Origin of the sequence: Halorubrum wangae, from assembly GCF_051194135.1 — an archaeon.
GTDB lineage: Archaea > Halobacteriota > Halobacteria > Halobacteriales > Haloferacaceae > Halorubrum.
The window spans coordinates 35,810-50,541 of the sequence record NZ_JBLZNH010000006.1; the positions used below are offsets into that span (position 1 = coordinate 35,810).

17 protein-coding genes are annotated in these 14,732 nt (G+C 67.5%); 10 read left to right on the top strand and 7 right to left on the bottom strand.

Annotation, left to right across the window (positions count from 1 at the left end):
• Window positions 1-19 precede the first annotated feature (19 nt).
• A complete protein-coding gene (locus ACNS84_RS15330; RefSeq protein ID WP_435075732.1) occupies window positions 20-892 on the bottom strand; it encodes an RNA methyltransferase in 873 nt (290 codons plus the stop codon).
• Window positions 889-1,473 carry a DUF8114 family protein gene (locus tag ACNS84_RS15335; RefSeq protein ID WP_435075733.1) on the bottom strand — a complete coding sequence of 195 codons (585 nt, stop codon included), beginning with the start codon at window positions 1,471-1,473 and terminating at the stop codon, window positions 889-891. Before ACNS84_RS15335 ends, ACNS84_RS15330 begins: the two co-directional genes overlap by 4 nt.
• A 127-nt stretch (window positions 1,474-1,600) precedes the next feature.
• Between ACNS84_RS15335 and ACNS84_RS15340 the strand changes: the two genes are divergently transcribed.
• Window positions 1,601-2,185, top strand: a complete 585-nt coding sequence (locus ACNS84_RS15340) for a DUF192 domain-containing protein (protein WP_435075734.1) — start codon at window positions 1,601-1,603, stop codon at window positions 2,183-2,185.
• A 6-nt stretch (window positions 2,186-2,191) separates the two neighbouring features.
• Here the strand turns inward: ACNS84_RS15340 and ACNS84_RS15345 are convergent, their stop codons facing one another.
• Complete coding sequence (locus tag ACNS84_RS15345; RefSeq protein WP_435075735.1) at window positions 2,192-2,422, bottom strand: hypothetical protein; 231 nt, start codon at window positions 2,420-2,422, stop codon at window positions 2,192-2,194.
• 142 nt (window positions 2,423-2,564) lie between these two features.
• Here ACNS84_RS15345 and folP point away from each other — a divergent pair, with 142 nt between their 5' ends.
• A complete protein-coding gene (gene folP, locus ACNS84_RS15350; RefSeq protein ID WP_435075736.1) occupies window positions 2,565-3,785 on the top strand; it encodes a dihydropteroate synthase in 1,221 nt (406 codons plus the stop codon).
• A 192-nt stretch (window positions 3,786-3,977) separates the two neighbouring features.
• Window positions 3,978-4,685 carry a 6-hydroxymethylpterin diphosphokinase MptE-like protein gene (locus ACNS84_RS15355; RefSeq protein WP_435075737.1) on the top strand — a complete coding sequence of 236 codons (708 nt, stop codon included), beginning with the start codon at window positions 3,978-3,980 and terminating at the stop codon, window positions 4,683-4,685.
• On the opposite strand, the gene ACNS84_RS15360 is transcribed toward ACNS84_RS15355, so the two are convergent.
• Window positions 4,682-5,464, bottom strand: a complete 783-nt coding sequence (locus ACNS84_RS15360) for a creatininase family protein (RefSeq protein ID WP_435075738.1) — start codon at window positions 5,462-5,464, stop codon at window positions 4,682-4,684. The two genes, ACNS84_RS15355 and ACNS84_RS15360, sit on opposite strands and share 4 nt — an antisense overlap.
• A 153-nt stretch (window positions 5,465-5,617) precedes the next feature.
• Here ACNS84_RS15360 and ACNS84_RS15365 point away from each other — a divergent pair, with 153 nt between their 5' ends.
• From ACNS84_RS15365 to ACNS84_RS15395, 7 genes are all read left to right on the top strand, one after another.
• Complete coding sequence (locus ACNS84_RS15365; RefSeq protein WP_435075739.1) at window positions 5,618-6,016, top strand: nascent polypeptide-associated complex protein; 399 nt, start codon at window positions 5,618-5,620, stop codon at window positions 6,014-6,016.
• Between the two features lie 10 nt (window positions 6,017-6,026).
• Window positions 6,027-6,767: a methyltransferase domain-containing protein gene (locus tag ACNS84_RS15370; protein ID WP_435075740.1), complete on the top strand. Its 741-nt coding sequence runs from the start codon at window positions 6,027-6,029 to the stop codon at window positions 6,765-6,767.
• A 41-nt stretch (window positions 6,768-6,808) separates the two neighbouring features.
• On the top strand, window positions 6,809-7,900 hold the full coding sequence (locus tag ACNS84_RS15375; protein WP_435075741.1) for a transcriptional regulator TbsP domain-containing protein: 1,092 nt from the start codon (window positions 6,809-6,811) through the stop codon (window positions 7,898-7,900).
• Window positions 7,901-8,001: 101 nt separating this feature from the next.
• Entirely contained in the window at window positions 8,002-9,123 is a 1,122-nt protein-coding gene (locus ACNS84_RS15380; RefSeq protein ID WP_435075742.1) for a pyridoxal phosphate-dependent aminotransferase, read from the top strand.
• Window positions 9,124-9,216: 93 nt separating this feature from the next.
• A complete protein-coding gene (locus ACNS84_RS15385) occupies window positions 9,217-10,419 on the top strand; it encodes a methionine adenosyltransferase (protein WP_435075743.1) in 1,203 nt (400 codons plus the stop codon).
• Window positions 10,420-10,460: 41 nt separating this feature from the next.
• Window positions 10,461-10,913, top strand: a complete 453-nt coding sequence (locus ACNS84_RS15390) for a DUF5804 family protein (protein WP_435075744.1) — start codon at window positions 10,461-10,463, stop codon at window positions 10,911-10,913.
• A 75-nt stretch (window positions 10,914-10,988) separates the two neighbouring features.
• Complete coding sequence (locus tag ACNS84_RS15395) at window positions 10,989-11,732, top strand: ThuA domain-containing protein (RefSeq protein ID WP_435075745.1); 744 nt, start codon at window positions 10,989-10,991, stop codon at window positions 11,730-11,732.
• Between the two features lie 292 nt (window positions 11,733-12,024).
• On the opposite strand, the gene ACNS84_RS15400 is transcribed toward ACNS84_RS15395, so the two are convergent.
• The 3 genes from ACNS84_RS15400 to pyrB form a co-directional block, all read right to left on the bottom strand.
• Window positions 12,025-12,885 carry a glycoside hydrolase family protein gene (locus tag ACNS84_RS15400; RefSeq protein ID WP_435075746.1) on the bottom strand — a complete coding sequence of 287 codons (861 nt, stop codon included), beginning with the start codon at window positions 12,883-12,885 and terminating at the stop codon, window positions 12,025-12,027.
• Window positions 12,886-13,198: 313 nt separating this feature from the next.
• Window positions 13,199-13,657, bottom strand: coding sequence for an aspartate carbamoyltransferase regulatory subunit (gene pyrI, locus ACNS84_RS15405; protein WP_435075747.1), 459 nt, complete (start codon window positions 13,655-13,657; stop codon window positions 13,199-13,201).
• Window positions 13,654-14,595 carry an aspartate carbamoyltransferase gene (pyrB, locus tag ACNS84_RS15410; protein ID WP_435075748.1) on the bottom strand — a complete coding sequence of 314 codons (942 nt, stop codon included), beginning with the start codon at window positions 14,593-14,595 and terminating at the stop codon, window positions 13,654-13,656. The genes pyrI and pyrB overlap by 4 nt, the downstream gene beginning before the upstream one ends.
• Between the last annotated feature and the right edge of the window lie 137 nt (window positions 14,596-14,732).

A 14,732-nucleotide genomic window follows, 5' to 3' on the forward strand; every position in this document is an offset into this window, starting at 1 on the left:
GAAGGGGGTCCGTCCACGGTCACTCTCGGGGGTACACCGGCTCGTCGTACTTGGCGGCGAGGTGGTCCGAGTGGTTCAGCTTCGCGTTCGCTTTGCGGAACGTGCCCAACAGCGAGTGGACCTCGCGCTCCGTCGGGTGCGCGCGTCCGAGCAGTCGGCGCATCAACAGCGCGTTCTTCCCGCGGACGTGCTCTCGCTGGCCGGTCGCCGCGAGGAACTCGTCGAAGTACTCGTGAAAGCGCTCGATGTCGGCCTCCGGCGCGCGTGTGACCTCGGTATCTGGTAACTGCGTCTCGTCGACGGTGAGTTCGCGCAGCTCGTACAACAAGATGTTCGCGGCCTGCCCGAGGTTCAGAACGGGGTAGTCCTCGTCGGCCGGGATCGAGCAGACTTCGTCAAGCCGAGAGAGCTCCTCGTTGTTGAGTCCGCGCCCCTCGCGACCGAACACGATGGCGGTCGGTGCGTCGACGGTTTTCAGTGACTCCCGAAGCTCGGCGGGGGTCTTGAACGGGAAGCGCTCGTGGCTCCGGTCGTCTTCACCGGTGATCGCTGTGGTGCCGACCGTATGGTAGTTCGCCACGATTTCGTCGAAGGTGACCTCATCGGCGTTCGGAAGCACGTCTTCGCGGGCGTGTCCGGCGAAGCCGTACGCCTCGCCGTCCTCCTTCAGCTCCGGGGGATCGACCAGTTTGAGGTCGGTGAGGCCGAAGTTCTTCATCGCCCTCGCGATGGTGCCGACGTTGCCGGGTGTTTCCGGCTCGACGACGACGACGACCGGCTTGCGGCGGGGCGAGCGATCGGGGTCGTCGCCGTCGACGTCCTCGACGTCGTTGACGGGTGCATCCCCGACATCCTCGACGGTGTCGTTCGCGCTCTTGTCCGCTCCGCTCATCGGTTCGACGGGTAGTCCGTCGAGAGGTCGACGTCCTGGAAGTCGTCTTCGTTCAGTTCGTCGCCGTCGTCGCCTCCCTTGCCGGCGAGTTCGAGGATGTCGATGCGGTCGCCCTCGAAGTCCTGCTCGACGCGCTCTTGGATCTCCTGCTGGTCCGGCAGTTCGGGAAGACTCTCGGGGTCCTCCTCGACGTGCTCGACGGAGCCGTACCCGTCCGGGGCCTCGTTACCGGCCGCGACCCACTCGTGGAACCGGTCGCCAAACTCCAGGCTGCCGGCGTATTCGCCCCCGCCCGCCTCGCGGTACCAGTAGATCAGGTCGGGCTCGTGTTCGGGACAGAGGAGCACCTCACCGTTCGGCTCCCCGTAGACGATCTCGGCCTGGTTACACCGGTGGACCTCGGCCTCTCCGTGTTCCAGATAGCAGACGTCGCACGGCTCCTCGACGAGCCCGACGAGCCTGAAGAGCCGCTCTCGCGGGTCTTCGGGGATCTCGTCGAGCGGTTTGAGCTCGCCGTCCTCGGTAATGATCTCCTCCTCGTCGAACCGCCATCCACGGAGGCCGACGCTCACTTTCGCCATGGAGGACGGTAGAGGTGGGTCGGATAAAAGCGCGTCCTTCGCGGAACGAACGGTCCGTTTCCGGCGAATCGAGTCGTCGCCGCCGTCGCCGCGACGCATATACGCGAGCGATGCGTACACGAACGCAATGCAACGGCGGCGCCTTCTCGCGACGATATCGGCGGCTTCGCTCGGCGGCCTCGCCGGCTGTGCGAGCGGCGGCTTCGATGGCGGCACCGATTCCGGCGCCGGGGTGGGATCGGAGTCGGGATCCGACGGACAGACGACCGGTGAATCCGAACCCGTACCCGACTCGGAGTGGCCGTCGGGCTCGTACGCCGACTACGAGACGACCGTCGTCACGGTCCGAACCGCGGACGGCGACTCCCTCGGGACGGTGAACGCGGCGATCGCCGAAACTCCCGACCAGCGGTTTCTCGGACTCAGCGACGCCGAGACGCTCCCGGAGGGGGCCGGAATGCTGTTCGTGTTTCCGGCGCCGCGGGAGACCTTGACGTTCGTGATGCGCGAGATGGATTTCGGGATCGACATCGTCTACGCCGACGGCGAGGGAACGATCGTCGAGATACACAACGCCCCGGCGCCGGGCCCAAACGAGGACGGTGGCGACCAGCGATATCCGGGTTCCGGCCAGTACGTGTTAGAAGTGCCGTATGAGTGGACCGATCGAAATGACGTCACAGTCGGCGACGTGCTGACGTTCGAGCGCTGACGCCGGTTAGCGTGGTCGCTCGCTCATCGCCGGATCAAGCGCGTTCAGTTCCGACGTTCGAGCGACGTTCACCGCGAGTACGACACTCATCACGGCGAACAGCGCCACGAGCGAGAGGACGAAGACGGTCACGCCGACCGTCATGATAAGTTGGCTCCCGAGCAGTTCGCCGCCGATCGTCGTGAGCAGGGCGACTATCGCGAGTCCGAGCAGTCGATCTTCAGATTTCGTGTCCATACGCGTGTTTGGTGCTGGAGGGCAATAACGCGTGCCCGACGGCTGCGGTCATGTCTCACACTGACACGTGTCCCCGTTCGCTTGCGTCCCGTTGACGTCCCTCACTCCCCCCGTTTATGTCGCTCGCGCCCGTGGTGTTGCTATGCGAAACGTGGACGCCGCGGGACTCGGAATCGGCGACGATCACCCGCCTCGGATCATGGGCGTGCTCAACGTCTCCGAGGAGTCGCCGTACGACCCGAGCGTGTACGACGACCCGGGCGAGGCGGCCGAGTACGTCGACACGGAGCTAATCGACGAAGGCGCCGACATCGTCGACGTGGGGCTGGAGTCCGCCAACAAGGACCTCGACGTGCTCTCGACCGAACAGGAGTTGGACCGGCTCGACACGGCGGTGGAGACCCTGCAATCGACCTCGGGCGACGCTGTGTGGTCGATCGAGACGCGCTACCACGAGGTCGCGGACGAGGCGCTCTCCCGCGGATTCGACATGGTCAACGACATCTGCGGGTTCGCCGACCCGGAGATGCCCCGAGTCTGCCGCGAGCACGACGCCGCCGTTTCGAAGATGGCGTCGCCGCCGGATCTGGAGCGACCGGGTGCCATCGAGGATGTCGACGATATCTACGAGGCGCTGTCGATGAACGGGTTCACCGACAAAACGATCCTCGACCCCGCCTTCGGCGGATGGTCCGAGGCCAAGACCCACGCGGACGACCGCGAGACCCTCCATCGCCTGCGTGAGTTCCGGGGCTACGGACGGCCGCTGCTCGTCTCGATCAACCGAAAGAGCTTCTTAAAAACGATCGCGGGTCGAACCACGGAGGAGGCGCTCCCCGTCTCGCTGGCGGCCACGTCGATGGCGGTCGAGCGAGGGGCACACGTGATCCGCACCCACGACGTCGCGGAGACCCGCGACGCCGCCCTCGTCGGTGCCGAGTTCGCGCGCGACCGAGTCCACTCGGACCGTGACGCGGGCGACATCGCTGTCGAGGAGTTGGACGTGACGACCGCACGGGAGGCAGAGCGGCACCTCGACAGGCTCGACGCCGGCCGCGACGTCGCCGAGGACGCCGCCGCGTACACCTACGAACTCTCCGGACTTTCGGATCGGGAGGTGGGCGCGCTTCGGGCCACGACCGCGGAAGTCGACGGGGTCGCGTTCGCCCTTGCGGGGGCGGCCGCAGAGGCCGCGTCCCCCCCGTCAGCGACCGACGGCGGGGCACCGGACAGCGACGAGGCCGGCGCTGTCGGACTGTTGGTGTGTACGCCGGGTGGGCGCTCACGCCTCAGAAACGCTGTATCAGGGGCTTCAGGGCCGCTCACTGCCGTGATCGATAGGATCGAAGACAGGTCGAAGTAAGAGAAAGTTTATGCCGTCGTATAGACAACCATTCGACCGGACGCCGGAGGGGCACGCGGGTAGGGGTACTCAGTGCTACTCCGGCCCATACCATATTTATCCTCGCCAGCGGCGGCGCCGTCACGGGGTCGCTGACGCCCATCGGCCGGACCCACCGGCTCGGCACGAAGCGATGAACGGGGGGGCCACAGCGTGAACTTCGAGACGTTCGAGCCGATGTACGAGGCGATCCTGGCGGATTTCGGCTTCGAGCGGGCCGCGGACGAGCGTGCCCGCGACATCGCCGCCGCCCTATCGACGCCGTTCCCGCTCGACCGGCTCGGCGATTGGCGCGACGCGACTGTGGCCGTCGCCGGGGCCGCGCCCCGCCTGGTGGACGACGTTCACCTCGCTCGCGACGCCGACGTCGTCGTCGCCGCCTCCACCGCTGTCGACGTCCTCCGTGACCGCGGCGTCGCGGTGGACTGTATGGTGACTGACCTCGATAAGAACCCGGAGACGGCGGCGGCGCTGACTCGCGACGACGTCCCGGTCGCGGCCCACGCGCACGGCGACAACATCTCGGCGGTCCGCAAGTGGCTCCCCAGGTTCGCCGACGAATGGACGCTGACGACGACGCAGGCGGCGCCGACGGGGCCGGTCGTCAACACGGGCGGGTTTACCGACGGCGACCGCGCGGCCTTCCTCGCCGACCACGTCAGCGCCGACCGACTCGTCTTCCCGGGATGGGCGTTCGACGACCCGGACGTAGACCCGATGAAGGCCCGCAAACTCGACTGGGCCGCCCGGCTGTTGCGATGGCTCGAACGACGTCGCAACGAGCGCTTCGACGTGCTCGACGGTCGACGGGAGGCAGCGGACGCGACGCTGGACTCGGTTCTGTCCGGGAGCGACCGCTAAGGCGACGACTCGACCCGGTCTTTCGGTAGCAGTTCCTCGCGCTCGCGAGCCTCCAGCCACTCCACCAACTGTACGAGTTGGTCGGTCGCCGCCTCGAACAGCCGCTCCGCCTTCTCCGGGGTCACGTCGGTCGGGTCGCCAAAGGCGCCGTTTGCGGAGTTATCGATGGAGTCGAAGAACGCCCGAGCGCCGTGAACCATCGCTTCCGATTCCTCGAGGTGAACCAGCCCGCCGTCGCGGGCGTTCTCCAACTGGTCCTCTCGGACGAGTTCGGGCGCGATGTGCGTGATCATCGCGGTCTCCTTCGGCCCCGCGTGCGGCCCGTTGTGCTCGAACAGATCGTCGACGAGGCCCGGGATCGACTCGTCCCACATCCACTCCAGCGCGTAGGTCGTGCCGTCCTCGTGGAGCCGGCGCGCGACCTCGCGGAGGTGCTGTACGTTACCCCCGTGAGCGTTCACGTACACCACGCGATCGATGCCGTGGTAGGCGAGATTCCGGGTGAACCCCTCGACGTAGTCCCGAAACTCCGGCGGGTCGACCCACATCGTTCCCGGGAACTGCCGGTGATGCGGACTGACTCCCACGTTGATCGTCGGCGTGCGGACGACGTCGGCCTCCTCGGCCGCCGCGCTCGCGAGCCCCTCGGCGATGAGGTGATCGGTCGCCAGCGGGAGGTGCGGTCCGTGCTGTTCGGTCGAGCCGAGCGGGACGAGCGCGACCGACTCGTCCGACAGTTCCGCCCCGAGCTCCGGCCACGTCTGGTCGGCGAGATACATACCCGAGCGTGTGGGCCGCAACGTATGAACCCACTCGTCCCGGCGCGGCTCGCCGTCTCGCCGGTGACGCCGTCATCGCCCCGTCAGGGTCGTTGATCGCAGCGTGGAGCCGTGTCGCCACCCTTTTTGTGTCGTCCCGCCGAATTTGCGATCATGTTCGGAGGAGGCGGTATGAACCCGCGCAAGATGAAACAGATGATGAAACAGATGGGGATCGACGTCGAGGAGATCGACGCCGAGCGGGTCGTCATCGAGACGGCAGACGGCGACCTCGTCTTCGACGACGCTCAGGTGACGAAGATGGACGCTCAGGGCCAGGAAACGTACCAGATCGTCGGCTCGCCGTCGGAGGTCGAGAGCGGCTCCGCGGCCGGTGCGGCCGGCGCGGTCGAAGCGGCGGACGCGGACGAGGACACGGCCGACGACGACGCGATCCCCGACGAGGACGTCGCGCTCGTCGCCGAACGCGCTGGTGTGCCGCAGTCGAAGGCCCGCGAGGCGCTCGAGGACACCAACGGCGACCTCGCGGCCGCGATCGCGGCACTGGAGTGATTGATTCGGCGTGACGGACGCCGCGTACCTGCTGGTTCACGGGGACCGGGAGTACCTGCTGGAGCCGGGCGAGGAGTTCGGAACTGACCTCGGCGTGATCGAGGTCCCGGAAGACGTCGCGGGGGGCGACACCGTCGAGACGCATCTCGGCACCGTCTTCCAAGTCCGTGCGCTCCGCGGACCGGACCTGTTCAACCACCTCGAACGCACCGGCGCCCCGATGATGCCCCGCGACGTGGGGCTGGTGATGGGTCACACCGGTGCGACGGGGGGCGACCGCGTCCTCGACGCCGGCACCGGGACGGGAATTCTCGCCGCTTACCTCGGTCGCGCCGGCGCCGACGTGACCACCTACGAGGTCGACGGCGAGTTCGCCGACGTCGCCCGCGCGAATATGGAGACGGCGGGCGTCGCCGACCGCGTCGAGGTCCGCACGGGCGACCTCACCGAGGAATTGGACGCGCTCGCCGCCGGTGAGCCCTTCGACGTGCTCACGCTCGACACTGGGGACGCACCGGCGGTCGTCGAGCGCGCCGACGAACTGCTCGCCTCGGGCGGGTGTCTCGCCGTCTACTCCCCGTTCGTCGAGGGGACGCGCGAGGCGGTCTACGCCGCCCGCGAGGCCGGTCTGGAGGGGATCGAGACGTTGGAGACGATCCAGCGCGAGATGGACTTCTCCGACCGCGGCTCGCGACCGTCCACGGCCGGCGTCGGGCACACTGGGTATCTCGTGTTCGCGCGAGCGCCCTGAACCGGCGCAACGTTCTTTTCGATTCCGCCGCCACGGAGCGTATGGTATCCCCGACGGGAACCGGCGACGGCGACGCCACCGACGACGGGGCTCCCGTCGGCGACGCCGTCCGCGAGCGCGGCGCCACGCTGACCGATCCCTCGGAGGTCGCTATCGCGCTCGTCGAGTACGGCGACGGTCTCGCGACCGCGGTCGAGTCGGCGCTCGCGGGACGGTCCGGCGTCGTCGCGTACGGCGTCCCGCTCGGGCTCCTCCCGTCGATTCTCGAGGCACGGAAGCGAACCGACGACGGCGCCCCGTGGCGGATCGCCTGCCGTCCTGGCGCCGTCGACGCGCTCGGTCGGGCGCTGGTCCTCGGAACGGACGCCGCCGAGGCGGTCGCTGACGGGTCTATTGTGCTCCGGACGCTCCCCGGCGACGAGGGCCTTCGCGATGTCGCCTCGGTGAGCGGTTCGGCGACCGTTACTGGTTTCGGGTCGCTGGTGTTCGCGACACCGGATCGTGCGGACGCGGTCGCGGGGCCGCGTCAGGAGCCGACGCTGCTCTCGGAGACGGGCGACTCGACGGCTACCGCGGTGTTTCACGCGGCGACGACGCGATTCGAGGCGGCGACGCCCGCCACCGTCTCGATGCCGTCGCGAACCGGCCTCCTGGCCGCGGCGCGCGAGGTGCTCGACGACCGGTTTGCAACCGACCTCGCGGCGGTTCTCGACGGGCTCGACTACGGCGAACTCGGACGATCCGGTGCCGTCGCCGACCGTACCCTGCTCGTCGCGCTGGCGGCCCGCCACGACCAACTGTTCCGGGACCTCAGGCGGTGGATCGACGGCGAGGGTGCGGCGGGAGGAGCGAGCGAGCGCGATGTCGACCGCGTCGCGGTCGCGCCGAGCCAAGAGCTCACCGACGACAGGCGCGCGCTCGTCCGGCGAGAGCTGATCGAGTCGATCAAGGTACCGATGGGACCGGGCCGGCCCAAGCTTCGGCTGCGGGCGGTCGACGAGGCGCTTCTCCGTGCCAGACCGACCGAGGTGCTCAGCGTGCTCCGCGGACGGTTCGCGCTTCCGCTCGACGAGAGCGGCACGCTCCGACGGGGTGCCGACGGCGGGGGACGCCGCCCCGTGTGGGACCGGTAGCGGCGAGCGGCCGGGTGCGGCCTGGACTCGATCAATTGAATCCCCGCCCGCGAGGGGTTCACGTAACAAGAACTAACTCCCGGCGGCGCTCCCAAACGGGTATGCCGAACTTCTCCGACAGAGTCGAACGGATCTCCATCAGCGGGATCCGCGAGGTGTTCGAGGCGGCCGGCGACGACGCGATCAATCTCGGGCTCGGGCAGCCGGATTTCCCGACGCCGCCGCACGCGCGACAGGCGGCAATCGACGCGATCGAAGAGGGAAAAGCTGACGCCTACACCGAGAACAAGGGGACGCGGTCGCTGCGAGAGGCGATCGCAGAGAAACATCAGACTGACCAGGGGATCGACCTCGACTCCGCGAACGTGATCGCCACCGCCGGTGGAAGCGAGGCGCTCCACATCGCGATGGAGGCGCACGTGAGCGAGGGTGACGAGGTCGTGATCCCGGACCCGGGATTCGTCTCGTACGACGCGCTCACGAAGCTCGCCGGCGGTGAGCCCGTCCCCGCCCCCCTGCGCGACGACCTCACCATCGATCCGGCCGCAATCGAGGCCGCGATCACCGACGACACCGCGGCGTTCGTCGTGAACTCCCCCGGTAACCCCACCGGGGCTGTCTCCTCCGAGGCGGACGTGCGGGAGTTCGCGCGAATCGCCGACGAGCACGACGTGCTCTGTATCTCCGACGAGGTGTACGAGTACACCGTCTTCGACGGCGAGCACTACTCGCCGATGGAGTTCGCCGAGACCGACAGCGTCGTCGTCGTCAACTCCGCATCGAAGCTGTTCTCGATGACCGGGTGGCGGCTCGGCTGGGTGTACGGCTCCGACGAGCGCGTGGAGCGCATGCTGCGTGTCCACCAGTACGCGCAGGCCTGCGCGTCGGCGCCGGCCCAGTACGCGGCCGAGGGGGCACTGCGCGGCGACCGGGGAATCGTCGACGAGATGACCGCGTCCTTCGAGCGCCGCCGTGACCTCCTGCTGGAGAGATTCGACGATATTGGCCTCGACTGCCCCACTCCGCAGGGCGCCTTCTACGCCATGCCGCGTGTCCCCGATGGGTTCGTCGACGAGTGTCTCGACCGCGGGGTGATCGTCGTCCCGGGCGAGGCGTTCGGCGAACACGGGCGCGGCCACGCGCGCATCTCGTACGCGACCGACGAGGCCGAACTCCGAGAGGCACTGGACGTGATGGGTGAGGCGTACGAGGCGGTGCAGTAGCGTCGATCCCACTCGAAAAATAACCCCAGAGCATTACCCGGGAGCGAGAGGTTTCCGCAAGTTATACTGCAACCGACGGAGTACCGGGAGCTAATGGACCGGAACATTCAGGTCAGCCGCCTCGACCGACGAGCGGTCGAGGACCAGGAGGTCGAAATCGTCGAGCGGAAGGGTATCGGACACCCTGACTCGATCTGCGACGGAATCGCGGAGTCGGTGTCGCGGGCGCTCTCGCAGCTCTACTTGGACCGCGTCGGGAAAGTGCTCCACTACAACACGGACGAGACACAGCTCGTCGCCGGACGCGCCGCGCCCGCCTACGGGGGCGGCGAGGTCGTCGAACCGATCTACATCCTGATCGTCGGCCGCGCCACGAAGGAGTACGACGGCCAGCAGCTCCCCGTCGACTCGACCGCGCTGGCGGCCGCCCGCGACTACCTCGCCGAGGCCATCCCCGAACTGGAGTACGGCACCGACATCGTCATCGACGTGAAGCTCGGCGAGGGCTCCGGCGACCTGCAGGATGTCTTCGGCGAGGAGACCCAGCAGGTGCCGATGGCAAACGACACCTCCTTCGGCGTCGGTCACGCTCCTCTCACCGAGACGGAGACGATCGTCCGCGAGGCTGAGCGGGCGCTCAACGGGCGGTACCACGACGAACACCCCGAGCTCGGTCCCGACGTGAAGATCATGGGTAAGCGGGAGGGCGACCGGATCGACATCACGGTCGCGGCCGCGATGGTCGATCAGTACGTCGACGATCTCGACGCGTACGACGACGCCGTCGACAACGTGCGTGAGTTCGTCACCGGGCTCGCTCAGGACCACACCGACCGCAAGGTCCACGTCGACGTGAACACCGCCGACGACTACGACGAGGGGTCGGTGTACCTCACCGTCACGGGCACCTCCGCCGAGCAGGGTGACGACGGCTCGGTCGGTCGCGGGAACCGCGCGAACGGCCTCATCACCCCGAACCGACCGATGTCGATGGAGGCGACCTCCGGGAAGAACCCCGTCAATCACATCGGGAAGATATACAACCTCCTCTCGACCCGGATCGCAGAGTCCGTCACCGACGAGGTCGACGGGATCCGCGACCTGCAGGTGCGCCTGCTCTCGCAGATCGGGCGCCCGATCGACAAGCCGCACGTCGCCGACGCACAGCTCGTCACCGAAGAGGGCGTCGCGATCGGCGATATCGAGGCGGAGGTCCTGACGATCGTCGACCGCGAACTGGCCGACGTCACCGACGTGACCAGAAGCGTCATCGACGGCGACGTCTCGACGTTCTGACGACCGCAACCGATTTGGGGAGCGGGCGATACCGATAGCGTGTGACGCGGGTGTGTCTCCTCGGCGATCCGGACGTCAATCTCACCTACGAGCTATTGTCTCGCGAGACCGCCCGGGACGCGCTCGCGACCTACGACATCGAGGAGCCGTTTGCGAACAGCCTCGCCGTCGACACCGTGAGCCTCGGCGCCGCGGTCGCACTGCTGAACGACCTCAACTGGTACCTCGTGCGCTTCGTCGACGAGGCGCTCGTACAAGAGCCGTCGATTTCGACAGACGAGTGGCTGTCCCGCGACCTCGCCCGCGAGGTGCGCGACGGCGCGGTCCCACCCGAAGAGACTGACCAACGCCTGAAACTGTTCGGCCTCGTCGACGGTCGACCGGTGGAACCACTGTACGTCCGCCGGAAACAGGGCGAGACGCCAGAGTACGACCTCCGCGACGTGGAGGAGACGGTCATCGTGCGCGTGAGCGAGTCCGAGTTCTCGGGATAACGCGCGGCGTCCGCCCTACTGATTCTTGCCGTCCCGGATACGATCCTACAAGTCGATACGGCGAGCAGTGAGCGTATGGCACGCGTCACCGTCTGGAACGAGTACCGCCACGAGCGCGAGAGCGACGTCGTCGCCGACCTCTACCCCGACGGTATCCACGCCGTCATCGCCGAGGCGCTGGAGGCGGGCGGTCACGAGGTGCACACCGCCACGCTCGACGAGGGGCCTGACCACGGGCTCACCGAGGAGGTCCTCGACGACACCGACGTGCTCACTTGGTGGGGTCACGCCGCCCACGACGAGGTGCGCGACGAGGTCGTGGAGCGCGTCCACGAGCGCGTGCTCGACGGGATGGGTCTCTTGGTGCTCCACTCCGCGCACTACTCGAAGATTTTTAAGACACTGATGGGCACTAGTTGCTCGCTGAAGTGGCGGGAGGCGGCCGAGACGGAGCGACTGTGGACGATCGAACCGGGCCACCCGATCGCCGACGGGATCGGCGAGTACATCGAGGTCGAGGAGGCGGAGATGTACGGCGAGCGCTTCGACATTCCGGCGCCCGACACGCTCGTCTTCAACTCCTGGTTCGCCGGCGGCGAGACGTTCCGCTCCGGCTGCTGTTACCGCCGCGGCAACGGGAAGGTGTTCTACTTCCGTCCCGGTCACGAGACGTACCCGGTGTACTACAACGACGACGTCCGGCGGGTGCTCCGCAACGCGGTCGACTGGGCGACACCGGGCGACGGCCCGACGCCCGAGTTCGGGAACGCCGACCCTATCGAGGACATCGACACGAGCGACGACCGGACGGTCCACTGATCGAGCGCGAGCGACGGCGAGCGAGGTCGACGGAGAGCGAGATTGAGGAAAAGCGAGGTCGACGGAGAACGAGGTCGACGGCGGCCGCCCGCACGAGAGGCGCGAGCCGCTGCTCACGAGTGTAGGGCGACCGCCGCTACGGCGTGGACGTTGAAAGGCGACCGCCTCGCGCGAACGCGAGACGACCGGTGTGTCGCACGCCGGCGGCCGGTCGAGTGAACGTCCGCCGCGTCGGTATTTAAACCCTCGTTCACGGAGTCGCCGAGGCGGGACGGCCACGCACCGCCTTCCGTCAGTCCGGTCTGTGGACCTCGCCGTCGCGCCCGTCCGCGTCTTTCCGTCGGAGCGCGGCGGCCGCGTTGTTGGCGTCGTAGCCGAAGAACACGTCCTTCGCGTACGTCTCCGCGACTTCGGTCGCGTGGATCAGGTCGTCGACATCGACGTCGACCGCGTACAGCTCCAGCGAGAACGGCGTCTCCGGCGGCGCGCCGTGGACGTCGTAGTCGCCGCCGAGACGCGTGCGGAAGCCGCGGGCGATGGTCTCCAGCCAGTAGGTCGTCGCGTACTCGGTGTCGTACAGCGGCACAACGAACTCGTCGACGTGGTCGGCGAGTCGGTCGAGGTCCAGACCGGCGCGCTCCCGGAGGTGACCCGGATACGGGTCCGGATACAGCGTCAGGAGCAGGCGGCCGGGAATCAGGTCGGCGGCGGCGGCCACGAACTCGGTGATGACGTCTGCGCGCCAGTCGATCCAGCGTTCGCGGTCGCTCTCCGCGAACAGTCGCTCGCAGCGGTCGCAGCGGCAGAACCCCTCGCGCGGGAATCCCACGTCATCGAGGCGGACGTCGGCGTTCTCGGCGGCGCAGTCCTCGACGATTTCCAGCAGTCCCTCGCGGTACTCCGGGTGGGTCGGGCAGATGTACGCCCAGTCGAAGTAGTCGCGGTCCCGAGTCGCCGGCTCGCCGCGCTCGTCGATGGGGACCAGCTCCGGATTCTCGGCGGCCGCGGCGTTGTCGCCGAAACACGACACCATGTTCACCGCGTTTGGGAGCGGCGCGGCCGCGCGCCCCGTGACGTCTTTCACCTCGTAGAAGCCGAGGTCGAACGGTTCCATCTCGACCTCGTCGGCGTTGCGCGTGACGACACCGTACATACCGGTCGGTACGTGGGTGAGGGGTAAAAACGGCGGGCATCCGTCTGCGGGTGATCTCCGTCCTCGCTTCCCAGACGGCGGTGGTTTTCGGTCGGTATCGCCTCGCTCGGCAGAGGGCCGTTCGCTACTCGACGGTGACCGGTTCCTTGTCGCCGGCGAACATGAAGTACGCGAGCGCGACGAGCGACAGGACCAGGACGAGCTTCAGTTTCTTGCTCATACACTACACATCGAACGGCGGGCGCTAAAACCTACCGGAGCGTCGGACGCGCCGAGAGGCCGTTCGAGCTCGAACCGCAGGACTGTGCCCCCCTCAGACGTCGATATGATCGGCGATGTCGGCGCGAAGGATCGTCGAGCAGTAGTCGCACCGAACCCCGTCAGCGACGACATCGAACCGCGTCTCGACGGGCTCGCCGGCGTTCGTGATGCAGTTCCGATTCGGACACGACAGCACGCCGGTCACGCTGTCGGGACGGGTGACGCGATTCTTCTCGACCACGTCGAAGTCACGGACGATGTTGATCGTCGCCTCCGGCGCGATGAGCGAGAGAACGTCGACCTCGGACTGTGAGAGCTCCCGTTCTTCGACCTTCACGATGTCTTTCCGACCGAGCCTGTCCGAAGGCACATTCATCCCCACGGAGACGCCGAATCCCTCGGAGCCGTCGATACCGAGGATAGCGAGCACGTTGAGCGCCTGCCCACCCTCAACGTGATCGATCACGGTTCCGTCGCGGATCTTCGAGACGCGGAGCTCGTGGTCGCTCATCGGTCCACCTCCATTCCTTCCTCTGCCTCGGCGTTCTCAAGCAGGGTGTCGAGCAACGCCATCCGCACCGGGATCCCGTTGTGCGCCTGTTCGAAGTACGTCGCGTGGTCGGTGGCGTCGACGTCCGGCGCGATCTCGTCCACGCGGGGGAGCGGATGCATCACGGTGAGATCGTCCGAAGCGGCTTCGAGCGTCTCGGCGTCGATCTGGTACTCGCCGGCGACGCGGTGGTACTCGTTCTCATCGGGGAACCGCTCCTTCTGAATCCGGGTGACGTACAGCACGTCGAGCTCGCCGAGCACGTCCTCCAGATCGGTGTGCTCGCGCATCTGCGCGCCGGTCTCGTGGAGGTCAAACCGGACCGACCGGGGGAGCCGCAGCGACTCAGGGCTGATGAAGTGCTGGTTGGCGTCGAAGTTAGTGAGCGCGGACGCGAGCGAGTGCACCGTGCGACCGTACTTCAGGTCGCCCATGATACCGACGGTGAGGTCGTCGAGTCCGTGGTTCTCCCGGATGGTGTGTAAGTCGAGGAGGGTCTGTGAGGGGTGTTGGCCGGCGCCGTCGCCCGCGTTGACGACGGGGACCGAGACCTTCTCGGCCGCCAGCGTCGCGGCGCCTTCGCTCGGATGTCGGAGGACGAGCGCGTCCGCGTAGCCCTCGATGACTCGGACGGTGTCGGAGAGCGACTCTCCTTTCGACACCGACGAGGAGTCGACGTCGCCCATGTCGATGGTGTCCATCCCGAGGCGTTTGGCCGCGCTATCGAAGCTCATCCGGGTGCGCGTGCTCGGCTCGAAGAAACAGAGCGCGAGCACGCGCCCGGCGTGCCGGTCCGCGTAGGCGGCGGGGTCGTCGGCGACCTCTCGGGCCCGGTCGAGCACCGCCTCGATGTCTTCCCGCGAAAGCTGTGTCGCGGTGATGAGGTGGTCCTGACGCATTGTCGGAATAGGGGATTGGAACGCTCTTGAATCCCTCGGCTCGGGGGTCGAAGAGCGTGTTCACGTCCGTGCGCACGCCTGTTTCGCTCGCTTCGAGATTCGCAGAATGCGATGCGTGTCCACACGCCTCTCGCATC